Genomic DNA, 17,344 nt, shown 5'->3' on the forward strand with positions numbered 1-17,344 from the left:
ATGGATGCTGCACAGAAAATGGATCAGCAGTACCGTTATCAACGGTATGTTTACGACTTGTCACGCAAGTATTACCTATTAGGGCGTGATCAGTTATTAGCTGAAATGGTGGTGACACCGGGGCAAACCGTGCTGGAAATGGGTTGTGGCACGGGGCGCAATCTAGCCAAGCTGGCGTATCGCTACCCCGCCGCCCAGTTGTATGGTATTGACGCTTCCCAGCAAATGTTGGAAACGGCGCATCTGAACCTGCGCGGCACGCTGTATGAACATAAAATTACCCTGCAACAAGGGCTGGCGGGGCAAATCAGCCCAGCCGATGTTGGGCTAAGTAAACCGTTTGATCACATCGTGTTTTCGTATGTGCTGTCGATGATTCCCAGTTGGCAAGAGGTGCTGGAACACGCGTTGAGCATCCTCAAGCCCGGTGGGTATGTGCATGTGGTGGATTTTTCCGATCAGCAAACCATGCCAGCATGGTTTCGCAAGCTCTTATTGCAATGGCTGGATTGGTTTCATGTTCACCCTGATCCTGCCGTTCCCGCGTATTTGGAACAACTGGCAGCGCGACAGCATGATCAACTGCGAATGCACCACTTGAGTGGGCGTTACGCTTTGCTTGCGCATTACCAGAAAGGGGGAAATCCCAATGACTATCAATCAGAACTGCCGAACCTATCGCAGTATCTGGATTTCTGACACGCACCTCGGCTCGCGTGGGTGCAAAGCCGAGTTACTCCTCGATTTTCTCCAACACAATCACGCTGAACACCTTTATTTGGTCGGCGATATTGTGGATGGTTGGGCATTGCGCAAACGCTGGTATTGGGATGCGTTCCACGACCAGATTTTGCACTTGCTGTTTGAGCGGGCGCAACACGGTACGCATGTGACCTACGTCAGTGGCAATCATGATGAATTTATCCGTCCCTTCATTCGCCACCGCATTACCGCGATCAATTTGGAGGACGAAGTGGTGCATACCACAGCGGATGGGCGCAAGTTTTTGGTGCTGCATGGCGACCAGTTTGATGGGGTCATGCAGTTTGCCCGCTGGTTGGCTATCGTAGGGGATTGGGCTTACGAACGCTTGCTGGTGGCTAATAACGTTTACAATCGCTTGCGCCGCCGGATGGGCTACCCGTATTGGTCGTTATCGGCGTACCTCAAACACAAAACCAAATCAGCGGTGAATTTCATTTCAGCGTTTGAGGAAACTTTGGCGAAAGAAGCCAAACGGCGTGAACTGGATGGCATTATTTGCGGGCATATTCATCATGCTGAAATCCGGGAGATTGACGGTATTTTGTATTGCAACGATGGTGATTGGGTGGAAAGTTGCACGGCGTTGGTGGAAGAGTGGGATGGTAGTTTACGTGTGGTGTACTGGACACAGTTGGATGCGGTTCGTATTGATGAATCTCCATCCGTTGCGGCAGAACCCCTGGCGGCGTAGATAAAAAAAGGGAGCATCCCTGCTCCCTTAACATTTTTTGAATCTTTCGTTGTTGGAATCGTTAGTTATTGAATGGATTATTGTTATTCATTAGCTTTCCTGAGCTTCTTACTATTATTTCAATTCGTTGATAGATACTGGCTTGAGTGCCGTTGCTGCTGCAATAGACGCGCTCTTTTCTGCCGCAGGCAGGGCAACCATGCCTTTTTCTGCCAAGTAGCCTTCTGGACTCAGGGCTGCATCGCTGGCGAATTCAGCCATGAATTCTTTGATGCCTTTTACTTGGTCAACGTGGCTGTTTTTCACGTAGAAGAACAGGGGACGTGACAGTGGGTAAGCACCGCTGGCAATGTTGTCGTAGCTGATTTCTTTGCCATCAATCGCGGCGGCTTTCAGGGAGTCAGCGTTTTGCTCAAGGAAGCTGTAGCCAAAGATGCCGACGGCTTTATGGTTCGCTTGCAGCTTTTGCACGATCAGATTGTCGTTTTCGCCTGCTTCGATGTAATGACCGTCTTCACGCACAGTTGTGCAAGCCGCTTTGAAGGCTTTTTCGTCTTTTTTCTTCAGTTCAGGCATACCTTGGAACAGCAAGCAGCCTTTTTCTAAACCCAACTCGGCGAGTGCGTCACGCGTACCAGAGGTTGGTGGTGGCCCCATGACTTCGATTTTGACATCCGGCATATCAGGGTTAACGTCTTTCCAAGTGGTATAGGTGTTGGCTTGCAATTCACCGTTAGGACCTGTTGGAACGTCTTTTGCTAATGCCAAATACAATTCGCGGCGTGACAGCTTGATCGGTGGCGCATCTTTCGCTTGTGCGACAGCGATACCATCGAAACCGATTTTGACTTCAGTCACGGCATCAACACCGTTTTTCATGCAGCCTTCTAACTCGCTCTTTTTGATGCGGCGTGAAGCGTTGGTAATGTCAGGCGTTTCGATCCCATTGCCTGCACAAAACAGTTTCATACCACCGCCTGTACCGGTGGATTCCACTTTCGGTGCTGCCATGCCGGTTTTCTTAGCGAACTGTTCAGCTACTGCGGTAGAGAAAGGGTAAACGGTGGAAGAACCAACGATTTCGATATTGTCACGGGCTTGGGCTACACCGGCAGCAGCCACTAGACCCAATGCGACTGCTAGCGTGAGTTGTTTCATTTAAAAGCTCCTTGAAAAAAACTTCGGGGTTGATGTGTGCGCATCGTAGAGCGTTTCAGTGAAGGCTTTATGACGGTATTGTGAAGGAATAATGACAAGCATGGGCGTGCATCCTGTCATCAGACTGCAATATGGCAGGCGTAGCATTCCTGTGAATAAGCTAACAGGACACGCAATCCAAAAGGACAATAAGCATGGACGCGAAACATTTACTGGATCACCTCATCTGGATTCGTCGGCAGGCAGTGGTTTTTGCCGCTCACTATCCGGGGCTTGACGGGGTGGCTGCAACCCATCAGGCATCGGCATATAACCTGCTGCATTACCTCTCGGTACGTAGCCACGAATTGCGCGAGTTACAGCTTGGGTTGATTGAACGGGGTCTGAGTTCACTCGGTATTTTGGAATCGCATACGTTGGCAACCCTCAATAGCGTGATTGCTGCTCTGCAATGCTTGCAAGGTGAAGCACCCTCGGAAGCACCTGCTGCCCCTGTGTCCGTTGCTGCTAGTAGCGAGTTGCTAGAGCGTTCGACGACCGCGCTGTTTGGCTTGCGCCCAGCGCACCGCGATGTTCGTATCATGGTGACAATGCCTTCGGAAGCTGCTGACAGTCAGGTATTGATTAGCAATTTGTTGGAAACAGGTATGGATGTCATGCGGATTAACTGCGCCCATGACAATGCCGATACTTGGCAGCAAATGATCGGCAATCTGCGCTTGGCAGAAGCCAGTACGGGAAAAATCGGCAAAATCCAGCTTGATCTAGCAGGACCAAAGTTGCGTACTGGCACGATTCGAGCGGTTGGGCGGATCATCAAGCTCAAGCCTTTGCGTGACTTATTTGGGCATGTGTATATGCCGGGACGCATTTGGCTAGTTCCTGAAGGCGAAGATGCGGTTGCTGAGGATTTCCCCACGTTACAAGTTAGCGGCACGGTGTTGGCTGAAACCCGTCCGGGCGATTACATCCTGCTCACGGATGCCCGCGAAGCCCGCCGCGAATTGCGTATTGTGGCAAAACACCAGCACGCCCGCTTGGTGACGACGGAGCATACCGCTTATTTGCAGGAAAACACTAAGTTGCTGTTCGAGCGTAACGACAAAAAACTTGGCGAAGGCTTGTTAATTAATGTGCATGAAGTGACTCCTCCCCTTGTGCTGCAAGTTGGTGATCCATTGCTCCTGACCCGTGATGATGCAGCGGGGATGCCTGCGGTGCGTGACGCAACAGGTGTGCCAATCCAACCTGCTCGCATTCACTGTACGCTGGATGAAGCCTTTAGTGCCGTACAGGTAGGTCAGCAAGTGTGGCTGGATGACGGCAAGATTGGTGGTACGGTGGAAAGCAGTGATGGCGCAATGATTGGGCTGAGGATCACCCATACCTCGCCCGGTGGTGCTAAGTTACGGGAAGAAAAGGGCATCAATTTCCCCGATACCGTGTTCCACACGTCAGCCCTGACGGCTAAAGACATTGCCGATCTGGAAGCAATGGCGGGCAAGGTGGACATGGTGGCGTTGTCGTTTGTGCGTACCCCGCAAGATGTGGCAGACCTGCAAGCTCACCTGCAACGTCTTGGTATCCCCGACACGGGCATTATTCTCAAGATCGAAAATCGTGCTGCATTTGAGAACCTTCCCGCCATTTTGTTAACCGCACTGCGCTCTTCCACGGTTGGGGTAATGATTGCACGCGGTGATTTGGCGGTGGAAGTTGGTTTCGAGCGCCTCTCCGAAGTGCAGGAGGAAATCCTTTGGCTGTGCGAAGCCGCGCATATTCCGGTGATATGGGCAACCCAGATTCTGGAAAGCATGGCGAAAAAAGGTGCGCCTTCCCGTGCGGAAATCAGTGACGCTGCGATGAGCATCCGCGCCGAATGCGCCATGCTTAACAAAGGGCCACACATCGTCGAAACAGTACGTTTTCTGGACGGCATCATGCAGCGCATGGAAAGCCACTACCACAAGCGCCGCTTAATGATGCGTCCTTTGAATGTGTGTCGAAACGGCGGACTTTAGCTCAAATATTGCCATGAGCGGATGACCTGTTGCGAAAGGGGTGAGCTACAATGCCTATTCCGTGACTGTTTAGGAAGTGTTATGTCCGCTCGTTTTACGCATGGTTTTGCCTTTGACCCCGGCTATGGCTATTCGCTGGATGATTTTTTGTCGGTAGGTGCGCCGCTTGCTCCGGCGGATTTTGCGGATTTTTGGCAAGCGCGTTATGCCCGTGCGCTCCACGTGCAGCCGTGCCCACGTATTGAGCATACGGGAGTGGTGCGTGACGGCTTTGAGATCTACGATGTGCGTTATCTGTCGACAGATCAGTGGGTTATCGAAGGGTGGTTGCTGATTCCGCAAGGGCAGCCTGTGACCCGTGCTCTCGTGTTTGGGCATGGTTATGGCGGTTGTGATGCACCGGATTTTCGCTTGAAACTGGCAGGCACTGCTTTGCTGTTCCCGTGCTTGCGGGGCTTTTGTTGTTAGAAGATCGTGTTGGCATAAAGTTTGCTTGAGATTTTGTGTTCACGCTTAAGTAAAGAGATTGAGCCATGTTGAAAAAGCAATACTTGAAAACCCGCGCTGTGTGCAAAGTCACGTTCCGCATCAGTAAATCCGCCGCCCAGTCTGCCCGCGAAATTGCCTTGATAGGGGATTTCAACTATTGGCAGCGGCATCCCATGACCGCTCTAAAAAACGGTGAATTTACCACGGTGCTGGAACTGGATACGGGAAAAACGGAATACCAGTTCCGTTACGTATATGACGATAGCCGTTGGGAAAATGACTGGGAAGCCGATGGATACGTGAGTAACGGCATAGACGGGGAAAACGGGATTTTACGTATTTGAAAGCGCTGGGATTTCCCTGAAAATAAAATTGTCTGAATAATTATTTTCAATAACGCCCTTTAAAAAACAGCTCGTATAGCGTCAAGCCAATTTCAACCACGATCAAAATGGTGATATACCATTCCACCCGATGACTTTGCTGGGTTTGCAATAAATCCAGCAAGGTTTCGGCGGTATTGGAGATCACCTCCAGTTTACGTTCCAGTGCCAGATGACGTTCGCGTAGTTCAAACTCATCTTCCAAGCGTAAATACAAGCCTTCTAATTCGGGGCGTTCCCACAGCAAATCGGGTTTATCGGCGACTTCGGCACGCCCGACCATGCGTTGCTGGCTGAGTAAGGAGTCGCCGATATAGGTGAGTAACACTTGCTTGGGTTGTCCTACACGCCCTTTTTTACTGAGATTTTGTGCTAGCGGTTCGATTTTCTCGAAGGTTTTGGTAAGCCGCCCTTCATCGTCGGAGAGTACCGCACTGCGTGCCAGCATCTCTGCGACCAATTGCAGGCGTTGTATGGAGGTATCGTGTAGCCACAAGCTGCCGTCGGCATCCGCGCCTTCAAGTTTGTTAGGATCAATCCGCAAGTGTAGGGATTCTTCATCTGGGCGGTTGCGTGGCTCATGGGTTAGCGGTAACAGGCGTTGCAGGAATTGATTTTCTTGCGCCATGGTCATGCCAAAAAACACCACGACGCCATAGCGGAATAGCACCACGCAACCGTTATCGGGGACGGCAATGGTGAGTGGGTTGATGGCAAGCGTTTCATCTGCACGGAACGGTTTGGCATCAATGCGACTGCCAATCAGCGTGGCATGAATACGAATGGTGTTATCTGATTGATGATTGAGTAGTAGATTATTCACGTTATATTCCATTATGCCAATGTACAGTAAAAATTTTACCGCAGTCATGTGAAGGATTCTTGACTTCCTCCCCTCCCTGAAGGAAGGGGATTCCTAATTCATCGAGAACCGGACGAATACACCGAAATGCACGCGCCACTGACATTCTCTCCAAAGGCTAACACCGCCCGTCCGGCGGCTAAAATATTGCGAGCAGCGTTTACGTCACGGTCGTGGATTACCTTGCATTCAGGGCATTCCCAGACACGTACTGCCAATGGCAAACGATCAACTACACATCCACAACCACTGCACCGCTTACTGGAGGGGAAGAACCTGCCGATTTCGACATATGTTCTTCCCGCCCAGTTTGCTTTGTACGCAAGCTGGCGGGTAAATTCACCCCAGCTTGCATCGGCAATGTGCTTGGCTAATGTTGGGTTCTTAATCATGTTCTTCACGGCGAGGTTTTCAGCGCAAACCACTTGGTTCTCGTTAATCAGTTTGCGGGACAGCTTGTGCAAGTTGTCCGAACGGCAATCGGCGATTTTCGCGTGAATACGGGCAACCTTGCGTTTGGCTTTCAGCCGGTTCTTGCTGCCGAGTTTCTTCTTGGCAAGACGACGTTGGTATTTCGCAAGTTTGGTCGCGTATTCTGCGGTATAGCGGGGATTGCCGGATTTGAAACCGTCAGAAGTGACGAACAAATCCTTGATGCCCACGTCGATGCCCACCTTGTTATCGGTAACGGGCAACAACGTGGCATCAAATTCACACAAGCAAGACACAAAATAGCGCCCTGCCTGATCTTTGGAAACGGTAATGGTGGTGGGATCGGACGGAAGCGTCTGACTCCATTTAATCGCCAAAGGCTGTTCACACTTTGCCAGTTTCAATTCACCGTTCTTAAAGGTGAACGCGCGGTAAGTGAATTCAGCCGACTGGCGGTGTTTTTTGGATTTAAAGACGGGATATTTCGCCCGACCTTCAAAGAAGTTTTTGAACGCGGTTTGCTGGTTTCGCAAGCATTGTTGCAACGGGACACTGGAGACTTCGTTCAGAAACAGCGACTCAGGCAATTTCTTGATGGCGGTCAATCGGGCATTCGCGCCCGTATAACCGATTTTTTCTTGCGTCTGATCATAGGCATCCGTGCGGTAACGCAAGATGCTGTTGTACACGTAGCGCACACAACCGAAGGTTTGCGCCAGCAGTTTTTCTTGTTGCTGGTCGGGGTAAAACCTGAACTTGTAGGCGCGTTTCGTTTGCATGGCTCTCAGTATAGTTGATGCGGTGAGTTATGCGTGTTTAACCAAGATAGCTTAACTAAAGAGGAGCGAGAAGAGGGTCGGCTACTGCCGACGCGCTATCCCTCCCCGGCTATAAGGCCGGGGCATCTCGCGCAAGATGGATGAAACAACTACGTCGTATCGTTCGGTTAAGTCGGTTTGGTTGGCATGTGCTGCAAGGCATGATTCTCACCTCAGGGTTGGGTCTGTTGCGCCAGACAGGGGATAGCGCCTTATACCAACGCATGATGCGGTGGTGGTTGGGCAAACTTGGGCGCATTCTCGCGGTACAGATGACGTGCACGGGTACACCTGCACCACAAGGTACGTTATTGGTCGCCAATCATATTTCATGGTTGGATATTCCCGTCTTAGGGGGCGTGGTTGCGCCGCGTTTTTTATCCAAGCAAGAAGTGCGTGGCTGGGCGGTGATTGGTTGGCTAGCCCAGCAAGCGGGGACATTGTTCATTACACGCGGCAAGGCGGGGGCAGCCACACAGGCATCCGCTGCGATTTTGGTAGCCTTGCAAGCGGGGCGTTCGGTATTACTGTTTCCCGAAGGCACGACCACCACTGGGGCGGATGTGGGAACGTTTCATGCGCGTTTGTTTGCCGCCGCGCTGGATGCGGGTGTTGCGGTGCAACCGATCGCGCTGCGTTACGTGGGGAGTCAGGGTGAGCCGCATCCGATTGTACCTTTTGTTGGGCAACAATCGTTATGGGACAACTTAACCGGCGTATTGCAAGAATCATCCATTGTGGTGCAGATACACTTTCTTGAACCGATTCCAAGCACTGCAATGAATCGCAAGGCGTTAGCGACGTTGTGCGAACAACGCATCAGGCAATCAATTCTTCATAAAACTGCCACATAACGGTCAATTTTCAGCGTTACGCTCTTGCCCGTACAACAACCTTCCGAACCCTGTTGAGGATATAGGCATGAGCAATTTGGTTGATCCCGATGATATTGGTTACAACACCTCGAATAATCCGTCTTTTGAACAAATCCTCGAAGCCCGCATGACCCGTCGGGGTTTGTTGCGGGGTAGTTTTGCGCTGATGGCAGCGTCTGTCATGGGCGCAAGTTTAAGTGGTTGCGGTAGTGATAATGCTGCCGTTGAAGGCACGGCGACTGCTACAACGACGGATACTGGTACAACGACGGATACTGGTACAAGCGGCTTGACGTTGAGCTTCAACCCTGTGGCGAAAAGTGTTGCGGATGCCTTGACTGTTCCGGCGGGTTACACCGCGACGGTGTTGATGGCAACCGGTGACCCACTCAACAATGCGACACCTGCTTACAGCAATTTAGGCACGGATGATGCTGCCAGTTTTGAATTCCGAGTGGGCGACCACCATGACGGAATGCACTACTTCGGCTTGAATACCGCTGGTACGGGCATTGACAGCGGCAACGCTTCTAATGGCGTGCTGTGTTCTAATCACGAAGTTTCTGAAGATAAAGGTTTTATGCACGCAACGGGACAATCACGTCCTGTGGATGCTGATCTCACCAAAGGCGTGGATGCTGATGTGAATTTTGCGCGTCCAACGACTGAAATTGATAAGGAAGTTGCACTGCATGGCGTAACAGTCGTTAACGTTGTCAAAAATGGCACTGCTTTCCAAGTTAACCGTAGTTCCGCTTTGAACCGTCGTATCAATGCCGCAACTGATATGGAATTGACCGGCCCTGCACGTAGCAGCGACCTGATGGTGACGGCTCATTCCACCGCTGGTACAAATACACGCGGCACCATCAATAACTGTGGCAACGGTTACACCCCATGGGGTACTTACCTGACCTGTGAAGAAAACTGGGCCGGGTATTTCTACCGCCGTGAAGCCGATACGGTACGCACGGCTAAAGAAGTCGCGGCTTTCAAACGTTATGGCATGAGTAATGCGACTTCTGGGCGTTACAACTGGTCACGTCCGGGGTCAAGCGATACCACTGACTTGTACCGCCGCTGGAATGCGGGTGTAACGAGTACGACGGCTGCCAATGACTTCCGCAATGTGGCAAACACGTTTGGTTGGATTGTGGAAATTGATCCGTTCAACCCAACCTCTATGCCGAAGAAGCGTACTGCTTTCGGGCGTTTCGGTCATGAAGGTTGCTGGCCTGCGAAGCCGGTTGTGGGTAAGCCGATTGTGTTCTACATGGGTGATGACTCGCGTAACGAATACATTTACAAATTCGTTTCCACCGCGCTGTGGAGTGCTACTGATGCGAATGCCGGAGCAGCCGCAGGCGATAAGTACATGGATTCTGGCAAGCTGTACGCTGCTAAGTTCAGTGCTGATGGCACAGGTACATGGGAGTTGTTGAGTCTGAGCAATACGAAGGTTGCTACTTACGCCAGCTATGCGTTTGCCAATGAAGCCGATGTCGTGATCAATGCCCGTATCGCTGCCGATGCAGTTGGCGCGACCAAGATGGATCGCCCAGAGTGGGGAGCCGTTAACCCGCTCAACGGCGAAGTTTACATGACCCTCACCAACAACGTGTCCAGCAGTGGGCGCGGTTCGGCGGCTGTACCGTTAGATGCGGCTAACCCGCGTTACTATTCCGATGCGAAAGGGACAACGACGAGCAAAGGCAACGTCAATGGTCACATTATCCGCTGGAAAGAATCAGGTGGCGATCATGCGGCGACTGCTTTCAACTGGGATATTTACCTGTTCGGGGCGCAAGCGGATGCTGCCGCAGACGTTAACCTGTCAGGTTTGACGGCTGAAAACGACTTCTCCAGTCCTGATGGTTTGTGGTTCAGCTACGCCACACCGGGTTTATTATGGGTACAAACCGACGATGGTTATTACACCGATACCACCAACTGCATGATGTTGGCAGCCGTTCCGGGTACGGTGGGTGACGGTGCAGAAACGACGATTAACAACCAAGGTGTGCCTTCCGGTCAAACAGCGGTTAAAACCCGTGCAGGCAAAAAAGCTAGCACCACGGTATTACGTCGCTTCCTCGTTGGCCCTAAAGATTGCGAAATCACTGGGATTGCCGAAACGCCAGATGGCAAGGCGATTTTCGTCAATATCCAACATCCCGGCGAAAACAGCACATCGGCTACTGATCCAACCCAGTTCACCAGTCATTGGCCAGCGGGTGGTTCGGCGCGTCCGCGTTCTGCAACCGTGGTGATTACCCGTAACGACGGTGGCAAAGTCGGCGTTTAAGTGTTTAAGGAAAGCGAGTTATAAATAAAGGTGTTTTCAGTTTTTAGCCCGGTTAACCGCCGGGCTTTTTTATTTGTGGAGTTTTGTCATCGAATTGACACACAATTCGGGTTAAATCCCTGAATAAAATGGAATTCAGACAGGTTTAACATGAGCACAATCCTGATTGTCGATGACGAGCAGCCCATCCGTAATATGGTCGGTTTTGCTTTAGGGCGAGCGGGTTTCGCACTTCGCGAAGCCGCTGATGCTGAACAGGCTTACGCTGAAATTGAGCGCCAACGCCCCGAACTGATCCTTATGGACTGGATGCTACCGGGAACGAGCGGCTTGGACATCGTGCGGCGTTTACAACGTGACATTCACACCCAAGACATTCCGGTGATTATGCTCACCGCCCGCACGGAAGAAAACGACAAAATCAATGGCTTCAAAGCGGGTATTGATGATTACATCAGCAAACCGTTTTCACCCGCTGAATTGATTGCACGGATACAAGCGGTATTACGGCGCACTAATCACACCCAGCCTGCTGAAACTATCGACTTTAAAGGGTTGAGTTTAGACCCACTTAGCCATCGTGTAACCGCCAATGATGTGGTACTTGACTTTGGCCCTACCGAATTTCGCTTGCTGAAATTTTTTATGCAGCACCCCGACCGTGTGTATACCCGCGAGCAATTGTTGGATAACGCGTGGGGGCGCAATGTGTACGTGGAAGAGCGTACTGTGGATGTGCATATTCTGCGTCTACGCAAAACGTTAGCACCGCACGGTTTTGAGCAGTACATCCAAACCGTGCGCGGCGCGGGCTACCGTTTTTCGCCGCTGGCTTAAACACAATCGTCATAAAAACGTCACGGTCTTGCAGTATTGACCCCGCAAAATGACGGGTATATTCACTATAGGACGTGGTTTTTTGTGTCTAAGCCCCCTCTGCAACTTGTTATCTCCCAGACCCGTTTGGCGGTTGTCACGGAAACGTGGCCACCGGAAATCAATGGGGTGGCGCATACCATTAGCCATTTGGTGAATGGCTTGCGGCTGCGGGGCGGTTATCACCTTCAGTTGGTGCGCCCACGTCAAGGTGGGGATGACAAAGCCTGTCGCGAAGACGGTTTTCAAGAATACCTCGTCACGGGGCTAACGTTGCCGTTTTACAAAGAAGTGCGCCTTGGGTTTCCGCAATACCACGCGCTGCAACGTTTGTGGAAAAAGCAGCGCCCCGACATCGTGCAAATCGTGACCGAAGGGCCGTTGGGGTATTCGGCGATGAAAGCAGCGAAAAAGCTCGGTATTCCCGTGATCAGCGATTTTCACACCAATTTTGATCAGTACAGCCGCTATTACCGTTTGAGCGGGTTTTTCAATCTGGCGAAACGTTATTTGCGCCATGTGCATAACCAAACGCTGGTGACGCTTGTACCGACCCGCGAATTGCAGCAGCAACTCACCGCCAGTGGTTACACCAAACTGGGCATTTTGGAACGGGGTATCGACACGGTGCAATTCAACCCCGCACGGCGTAGTCATGCGTTGCGGTCGCGTTTAGGCATTCGCCCCGAACAATTGCTGGTCACGTTGGTATCACGCATGGCGCAGGAAAAAAATCTTGATTTGGCATTTGTGGCATTTCGTGCCATTCAACAACACGTTCCCGATGCGCGTTTTCTGCTGGTCGGCGATGGCCCCGAACGCAAACGCTTGCAGGAAGCCTACCCCGATGGCTTATTTGTGGGGATGCAAACGGGCAGTGCCTTGGCAGAACATTACGCCAGTGGCGATGTGTTTTTGTACCCCAGCACCAGCGAAACGTTTGGCAATGTGGTGTTGGAAGCGATGGCAAGCGGCTTGCCCGTCGTTACCTTCGATTATGCTGCCGCCCACGAATACTTGCGTTACGGGCAAAACGGTATGGCAGTGCCGTTAGATGATAACGCCGCTTTTGTGCAAGCCAGCGTGCAGTTGGCATTAGCCCCTGCTTTACGCCAAGCCCAAGGTCTGGCAGCGCGTGACACAGCGTTGACTTTGAGTTGGACGAAGGTGGTGGAACGCCTGCATCAAACGCTCCAAACCCTGTTACACGAGGTACGCCCATGAAGTTGTTACATCGCTTGAATGACCGTGAAATTCCATTGTGCCTGCTGTTCAACCGGATCAATCACCTTAAACCGATCAGCCTATTGTTTGCGGCGGTGAGTCGCTTGGGGAATGGCGTGTTTTGGTACGTGCTCATGCTGATGTTGCCGCTGATTTATGGCGGGGCAGCGCTGCAAGTCACGTTACACATGGGTTTGGTTGGGCTGGTGGGACTATTGATCTACAAATGGCTGAAAACATCGACGGAACGGGTACGCCCCTACAATCATAACGGCGATATTTTCCAAAACGTGGTGGCGCTCGATCAGTTTAGTTTTCCGTCGGGGCATACCTTGCACGCGGTGAGTTTTACCTTGGTATTGCTGTATTACTACCCGGAATGGGCGTTGCTGGTCGTGCCGTTTGCGGTGTTGGTGGCGTTGTCGCGGGTGATCTTGGGGCTGCATTACCCCAGTGATGTGCTGATGGGGGCGTTGCTGGGCGCGGGTTTGGCACAAGGCAGTTTTTGTATGTGGTCTTGCTTGATTTAGGAGGATGAGTCATGACATTACAACCTGTAACACTCGAAGGGCGTTTGGTACGGCTTGAACCCCTGAGCGAAGCGCATCTGCCGGAACTATTTGACGCTGCCCGTAACGAACACATTTGGAAATACATGTTCTACGGCGATATGCGTGAACAGGCGCAGATGGAGGCGTTCGTGACGCAGGCGATTCGGTTGCGCGAAGCCGGTACGGATCTGCCGTTCGCGGTGATCGACAAAGCGTCTGGGCGCACGATTGGCAGCACCCGTTTCCGCGATATTTGCATGAAACACATGAAGCTAGAGATTGGCGGTACGTGGTATGCGCCCGAATACCAACGCAGCGGCGTTAATCTCGAAAGCAAATACTTGCTGTTGCGCCATGCGTTTGAAACCTTCGGGATTTTGCGAGTGCAGTTCAAGACAGACATTCGCAATGCGCGTTCGCGTCAATCCTTAGAAAAAATGGGTGCGACTCAGGAAGGTATTTTGCGCCGCAGTGCGATCATGCCGGATGGAGTCATCCGCGATACAGCTATCTACAGTATCCTTGACACGGAGTGGGGCATGGTTAAACAAGGCATTGAAACTCGCCTGCAACGTCACGCCCCGCATCACCTACACGCTTTATTGGAATCAGGACATTATCGCTCGCATGACACGACACATTCCCACAACAAGCACTGACATTGTGCTGGACAACCCAGACTATTACATCAACCGTGAATTGAGCTTGTTGGCATTTAATTGCCGCGTGTTGGAACTGGCGAGTGACCCGACCACGCCGTTGTTGGAACGCCTGAAATTCTTGTGCATTTCCAGTTCCAACCTCGATGAATTTTTTGAAGTGCGCGTCGGGCGGCTTAAACAGCAGTTGAGCTTGGATATTGCGGCGATGGGGGCGGATAAGCTGTCGCCGCCTGCCGTGTTGCGCCAGATTGAACAGCACGTCCGCGATTTGGTGGAACGCCAATACAAACTGCTGAATGATGCGTTGATTCCGGCATTGCGTCAGGAAGGCATTTACTTCGTGCGTCGTACCCATTGGGATGAGCGCCAGCACGCGTGGTTGTCGGATTATTTTGACCGCGAATTGATGCCCTTGCTTAGCCCATTAGGGTTAGACCCTGCGCACCCGTTCCCGAATATTCTCAACAAAAGCCTGAACTTTATCGTTAGTTTGCAAGGCACGGATGCGTTCGGGCGTGAAATCGACACCGCAATTGTGCAAGCGCCGCGTACCTTGCCGCGCATTATTCGCTTGCCCGTCGATATGGCAGCGAGTGCCAACAGTTTCGTGTTTCTGTCATCAATTTTGCACGCGTTTATTGGGCGCTTGTTTCCCGGCATGGAAGTGCTGGGTAGTTACCAATTCCGCTTGACCCGCAATAGCAATATGTTCCTCGATGAAGAGGAAACCGATGATTTATTGCAAGCGATGCAGGGTGAATTGCCGCAGCGCAATTACGGTGCAGTGGTGCGGTTGGAGGTTTCCGATCATTGCCCGCAAGATAATATCGACTACTTGAGCGAACAGTTCGATTTGCAAGCCAACGATGTTTATAACGTGAATGGTCCGGTTAACCTCAACCGTTTAATGGCGATCAGCGATTTGGTGGAGCGGGCGGATTTGCGGTTTCTGCCGTTTCGCCCCGCACCCGCGCTGACGGAACGTTACCCTGATTTGTTTGAGCGCATTCGTGCGACCGATGTATTGCTGCATCACCCCTACCAAAGTTTCCAGACGCTGATTGATTTTATTGGGCAAGCTGCCAGTGACCCGAATGTATTGGCAGTGAAAATGACTTTGTACCGCACGGGCAAACAATCGGCGATTGTTGAGCATTTGGTGCGGGCGGCACGGGCAGGTAAGGAAGTGACGGTGGTGGTGGAACTCCGCGCCCGTTTTGATGAAGAAGCGAATATCAGCCTGACAACGCAGTTGCAACGCGCCGGAGCGCATGTGGTGTACGGGGTAGTCGGCTACAAAACCCACGCGAAATTGTGCATGGTGGTGCGCCGCGAAGGGCAGCAATTACGCCGTTACGCGCATTTAGGCACGGGCAATTACCACCCCGGTACAGCACGGTTGTACACCGATTTTGGCTTGTTGACTTGCCACCCCGACATTACCGAAGACGTACACAAGGTGTTTTTGATGTTGACGGGGCTGGGCAGCATTCAGGGGATGAACTACCTGCTGGTTGCACCGTTTACGTTGTATAACAGTATCTTGCAAAAGATTTCGCGGGAAATAAACCATGCGCGTGACGGCAAACCCGCGTTGATTCGGGCGCGGATGAATTCCTTGATTGAGCCGCAAACGATCCACGCTTTGTATCAGGCATCGCAAGCGGGGGTGCGGGTGGAGCTGGTGGTACGCGGTACGTGCTGTTTGCGCCCCGGCATTGCGGGGGTTTCGGACAATATTCATGTGCGCTCAGTGATGGGGCGATTTTTGGAACATCCGCGTGTGTTCTATTTCCAGAATGACGGGGATGAGGAATTGTATTGCTCCAGTGCGGATTGGATGCCCCGCAATTTTTTCCGGCGTGTCGAAGTGGCGTTCCCGATCTTGGATAGCAAGCTGCGCCAGCGGGTGATACGCGAAGCCTTTGAGCTGCACTTGCAGGACAATACCCAAGCGTGGGAATTGCAGGCGGATGGGGCTTATCTGCGTTGCCAGCCGGAAGCGGGGGAGGCGGTGGTGAGTGCGCAAAGCCGTTTGCTGGCGATGTTGACGGGGAAGTAACAAAAAAGGGAGCGACTGGCGCTCCCTAATAGTAGACGATGATAGTGTTGTTAGAAGGCAGTTACTTCAGCGCATCCGCCGCTAATGGCTTGAGTTCAGCCGCTGTTGCCGCCACGTCTTTGCGCATGGCATCTGGCATAGGGATTAAGCCTTTGTCAGCCAAATAGCCATCATTGCCCCACGCATCTTCACTGGTGAATTCAGTGACGAATTCTTTGATGCCTTTTACTTGGTCAACGTGTGCGTTTTTCACGTACATGAACAGTGGGCGCGAGACAGGGTAGCTAGCGTCAGAAATGCTTTCAAAGGTTGGCGCAATGCCGCCCACTTTTGAGCCTTTCACCTTGTCGTTGTTTTGTTCCAAGAAGCTGAAACCGAAGATACCCAGCGCATTCGTGTTGGCTTCCAGCTTTTGCACGATCAGGTTATCGTTTTCACCGGCTTCGATGTAAACGCCGTCTTCACGCATGGTGGTGCAAGCCGCTTTGTGCTCTTTTTCCTTGGCTTTAGCGTCGTCTTCTTTGCCCGCTTCTTTCAGTTTTTTGGCTTCATCCTTCATCGCATCCAATGGTGCTACGCCTTTACAGCCGCCTTCCATGACCATTTCGGCGAACGCATCACGCGTACCGGAGGTAGGCGGTGGGCCCAGTACTTCGATCTTTGTGTCTGGCAGGGCAGGGTTGATGGCTTTCCATGTTTTGTAAGGATTCGCGACCATTTCGCCTTTGTCATTCGGCACAGTTTTTGCCAATGCCATGAACATGTCTTTCAGGCTCAGGTCATAATCAGCCGCGCTTTTGGCGTTAGCAATCGCAATGCCGTCGAAGCCAACTTGAACTTCAGTGACTTTATCAACGCCATTTTTGATGCAATCATCCAATTCGCTTTTTTTCATGCGGCGTGAAGCGTTGGTGACATCGGGCGTGTCAATGCCTGCACCGGAGCAAAACAGTTTGAAACCGCCACCTGTGCCCGTCGCTTCGACTTTTGGCGCAGCATTGCCGGTTTTTTTGGCAAATGTTTCAGCAACGCTGGTGGAGAAGGGGTATACGGTGGAAGAACCCACGATTTCGATATTGTCGCGGGCGTGCGCAGCAGTCGCAGACAGTGCCAGAGCAGCCGCCATCGCGAGGGTAAGTTTCTTCATTTGCTTGTCTCCAAAGGGTTTAA

At 51.8% G+C, this 17,344-nt stretch carries 16 protein-coding genes; 12 read left to right on the forward strand and 4 right to left on the reverse strand.

Annotation, left to right across the window (positions count from 1 at the left end; all coding sequences use genetic code 11):
• Complete coding sequence (locus tag J1836_RS17915; protein WP_207252472.1) at positions 1 to 699, forward strand: class I SAM-dependent methyltransferase; 699 nt, start codon at positions 1 to 3, stop codon at positions 697 to 699.
• The gene (locus J1836_RS17920; RefSeq protein ID WP_207252473.1) at positions 650 to 1,456 is read left to right on the forward strand and encodes a UDP-2,3-diacylglucosamine diphosphatase; all 807 of its coding nucleotides are present in this window, start codon (positions 650 to 652) and stop codon (positions 1,454 to 1,456) included. Before J1836_RS17915 ends, J1836_RS17920 begins: the two co-directional genes overlap by 50 nt.
• A 114-nt stretch (positions 1,457 to 1,570) precedes the next feature.
• On the opposite strand, the gene J1836_RS17925 is transcribed toward J1836_RS17920, so the two are convergent.
• Positions 1,571 to 2,614 carry a substrate-binding domain-containing protein gene (locus tag J1836_RS17925; protein ID WP_207252474.1) on the reverse strand — a complete coding sequence of 348 codons (1,044 nt, stop codon included), beginning with the start codon at positions 2,612 to 2,614 and terminating at the stop codon, positions 1,571 to 1,573.
• 194 nt (positions 2,615 to 2,808) lie between these two features.
• Between J1836_RS17925 and J1836_RS17930 the strand changes: the two genes are divergently transcribed.
• The 3 genes from J1836_RS17930 to J1836_RS17940 all read left to right on the forward strand — a co-directional run bounded on the left by J1836_RS17930 (position 2,809) and on the right by J1836_RS17940 (position 5,468).
• The gene (locus J1836_RS17930; RefSeq protein ID WP_207252475.1) at positions 2,809 to 4,635 is read left to right on the forward strand and encodes a pyruvate kinase; all 1,827 of its coding nucleotides are present in this window, start codon (positions 2,809 to 2,811) and stop codon (positions 4,633 to 4,635) included.
• An 81-nt stretch (positions 4,636 to 4,716) separates the two neighbouring features.
• Positions 4,717 to 5,103: an acetylxylan esterase gene (locus J1836_RS17935; protein WP_207252476.1), complete on the forward strand. Its 387-nt coding sequence runs from the start codon at positions 4,717 to 4,719 to the stop codon at positions 5,101 to 5,103.
• A 65-nt stretch (positions 5,104 to 5,168) separates the two neighbouring features.
• On the forward strand, positions 5,169 to 5,468 hold the full coding sequence (locus J1836_RS17940) for an isoamylase early set domain-containing protein (protein WP_207252477.1): 300 nt from the start codon (positions 5,169 to 5,171) through the stop codon (positions 5,466 to 5,468).
• Between the two features lie 46 nt (positions 5,469 to 5,514).
• On the opposite strand, the gene J1836_RS17945 is transcribed toward J1836_RS17940, so the two are convergent.
• Both J1836_RS17945 and J1836_RS17950 read right to left on the reverse strand, forming a co-directional pair.
• Complete coding sequence (locus tag J1836_RS17945) at positions 5,515 to 6,330, reverse strand: RMD1 family protein (protein WP_242632909.1); 816 nt, start codon at positions 6,328 to 6,330, stop codon at positions 5,515 to 5,517.
• Between the two features lie 98 nt (positions 6,331 to 6,428).
• Positions 6,429 to 7,580 (reverse strand): RNA-guided endonuclease InsQ/TnpB family protein, encoded by a 1,152-nt coding sequence (locus J1836_RS17950; protein WP_207252479.1) that lies wholly within the window; start codon positions 7,578 to 7,580, stop codon positions 6,429 to 6,431.
• A 140-nt stretch (positions 7,581 to 7,720) separates the two neighbouring features.
• On the opposite strand from J1836_RS17950, the gene J1836_RS17955 reads away from it, so the two are divergent.
• The 7 genes from J1836_RS17955 (at position 7,721) to ppk1 (ending at position 16,174) form a co-directional block, all read left to right on the forward strand.
• Positions 7,721 to 8,473: a lysophospholipid acyltransferase family protein gene (locus J1836_RS17955; RefSeq protein WP_207252480.1), complete on the forward strand. Its 753-nt coding sequence runs from the start codon at positions 7,721 to 7,723 to the stop codon at positions 8,471 to 8,473.
• Between the two features lie 67 nt (positions 8,474 to 8,540).
• Positions 8,541 to 10,799 carry a PhoX family protein gene (locus tag J1836_RS17960; RefSeq protein WP_207252481.1) on the forward strand — a complete coding sequence of 753 codons (2,259 nt, stop codon included), beginning with the start codon at positions 8,541 to 8,543 and terminating at the stop codon, positions 10,797 to 10,799.
• Between the two features lie 150 nt (positions 10,800 to 10,949).
• Complete coding sequence (phoB, locus tag J1836_RS17965) at positions 10,950 to 11,636, forward strand: phosphate regulon transcriptional regulator PhoB (protein ID WP_207252482.1); 687 nt, start codon at positions 10,950 to 10,952, stop codon at positions 11,634 to 11,636.
• An 84-nt stretch (positions 11,637 to 11,720) separates the two neighbouring features.
• On the forward strand, positions 11,721 to 12,899 hold the full coding sequence (locus J1836_RS17970) for a glycosyltransferase family 4 protein (RefSeq protein ID WP_207252483.1): 1,179 nt from the start codon (positions 11,721 to 11,723) through the stop codon (positions 12,897 to 12,899).
• Positions 12,896 to 13,429, forward strand: a complete 534-nt coding sequence (locus J1836_RS17975) for a phosphatase PAP2 family protein (RefSeq protein WP_207252484.1) — start codon at positions 12,896 to 12,898, stop codon at positions 13,427 to 13,429. The genes J1836_RS17970 and J1836_RS17975 overlap by 4 nt, the downstream gene beginning before the upstream one ends.
• 11 nt (positions 13,430 to 13,440) lie before the next feature.
• Positions 13,441 to 14,109: a GNAT family N-acetyltransferase gene (locus tag J1836_RS17980; protein WP_207252485.1), complete on the forward strand. Its 669-nt coding sequence runs from the start codon at positions 13,441 to 13,443 to the stop codon at positions 14,107 to 14,109.
• Positions 14,078 to 16,174, forward strand: coding sequence for a polyphosphate kinase 1 (ppk1, locus tag J1836_RS17985; RefSeq protein WP_207252486.1), 2,097 nt, complete (start codon positions 14,078 to 14,080; stop codon positions 16,172 to 16,174). Before J1836_RS17980 ends, ppk1 begins: the two co-directional genes overlap by 32 nt.
• A 61-nt stretch (positions 16,175 to 16,235) precedes the next feature.
• On the opposite strand, the gene J1836_RS17990 is transcribed toward ppk1, so the two are convergent.
• The gene (locus J1836_RS17990) at positions 16,236 to 17,321 is read right to left on the reverse strand and encodes a substrate-binding domain-containing protein (protein WP_207252487.1); all 1,086 of its coding nucleotides are present in this window, start codon (positions 17,319 to 17,321) and stop codon (positions 16,236 to 16,238) included.
• Positions 17,322 to 17,344 lie beyond the last annotated feature (23 nt).

It is taken from the genome of Thiothrix fructosivorans (genome assembly GCF_017349355.1).
Lineage (GTDB): Bacteria > Pseudomonadota > Gammaproteobacteria > Thiotrichales > Thiotrichaceae > Thiothrix > Thiothrix fructosivorans.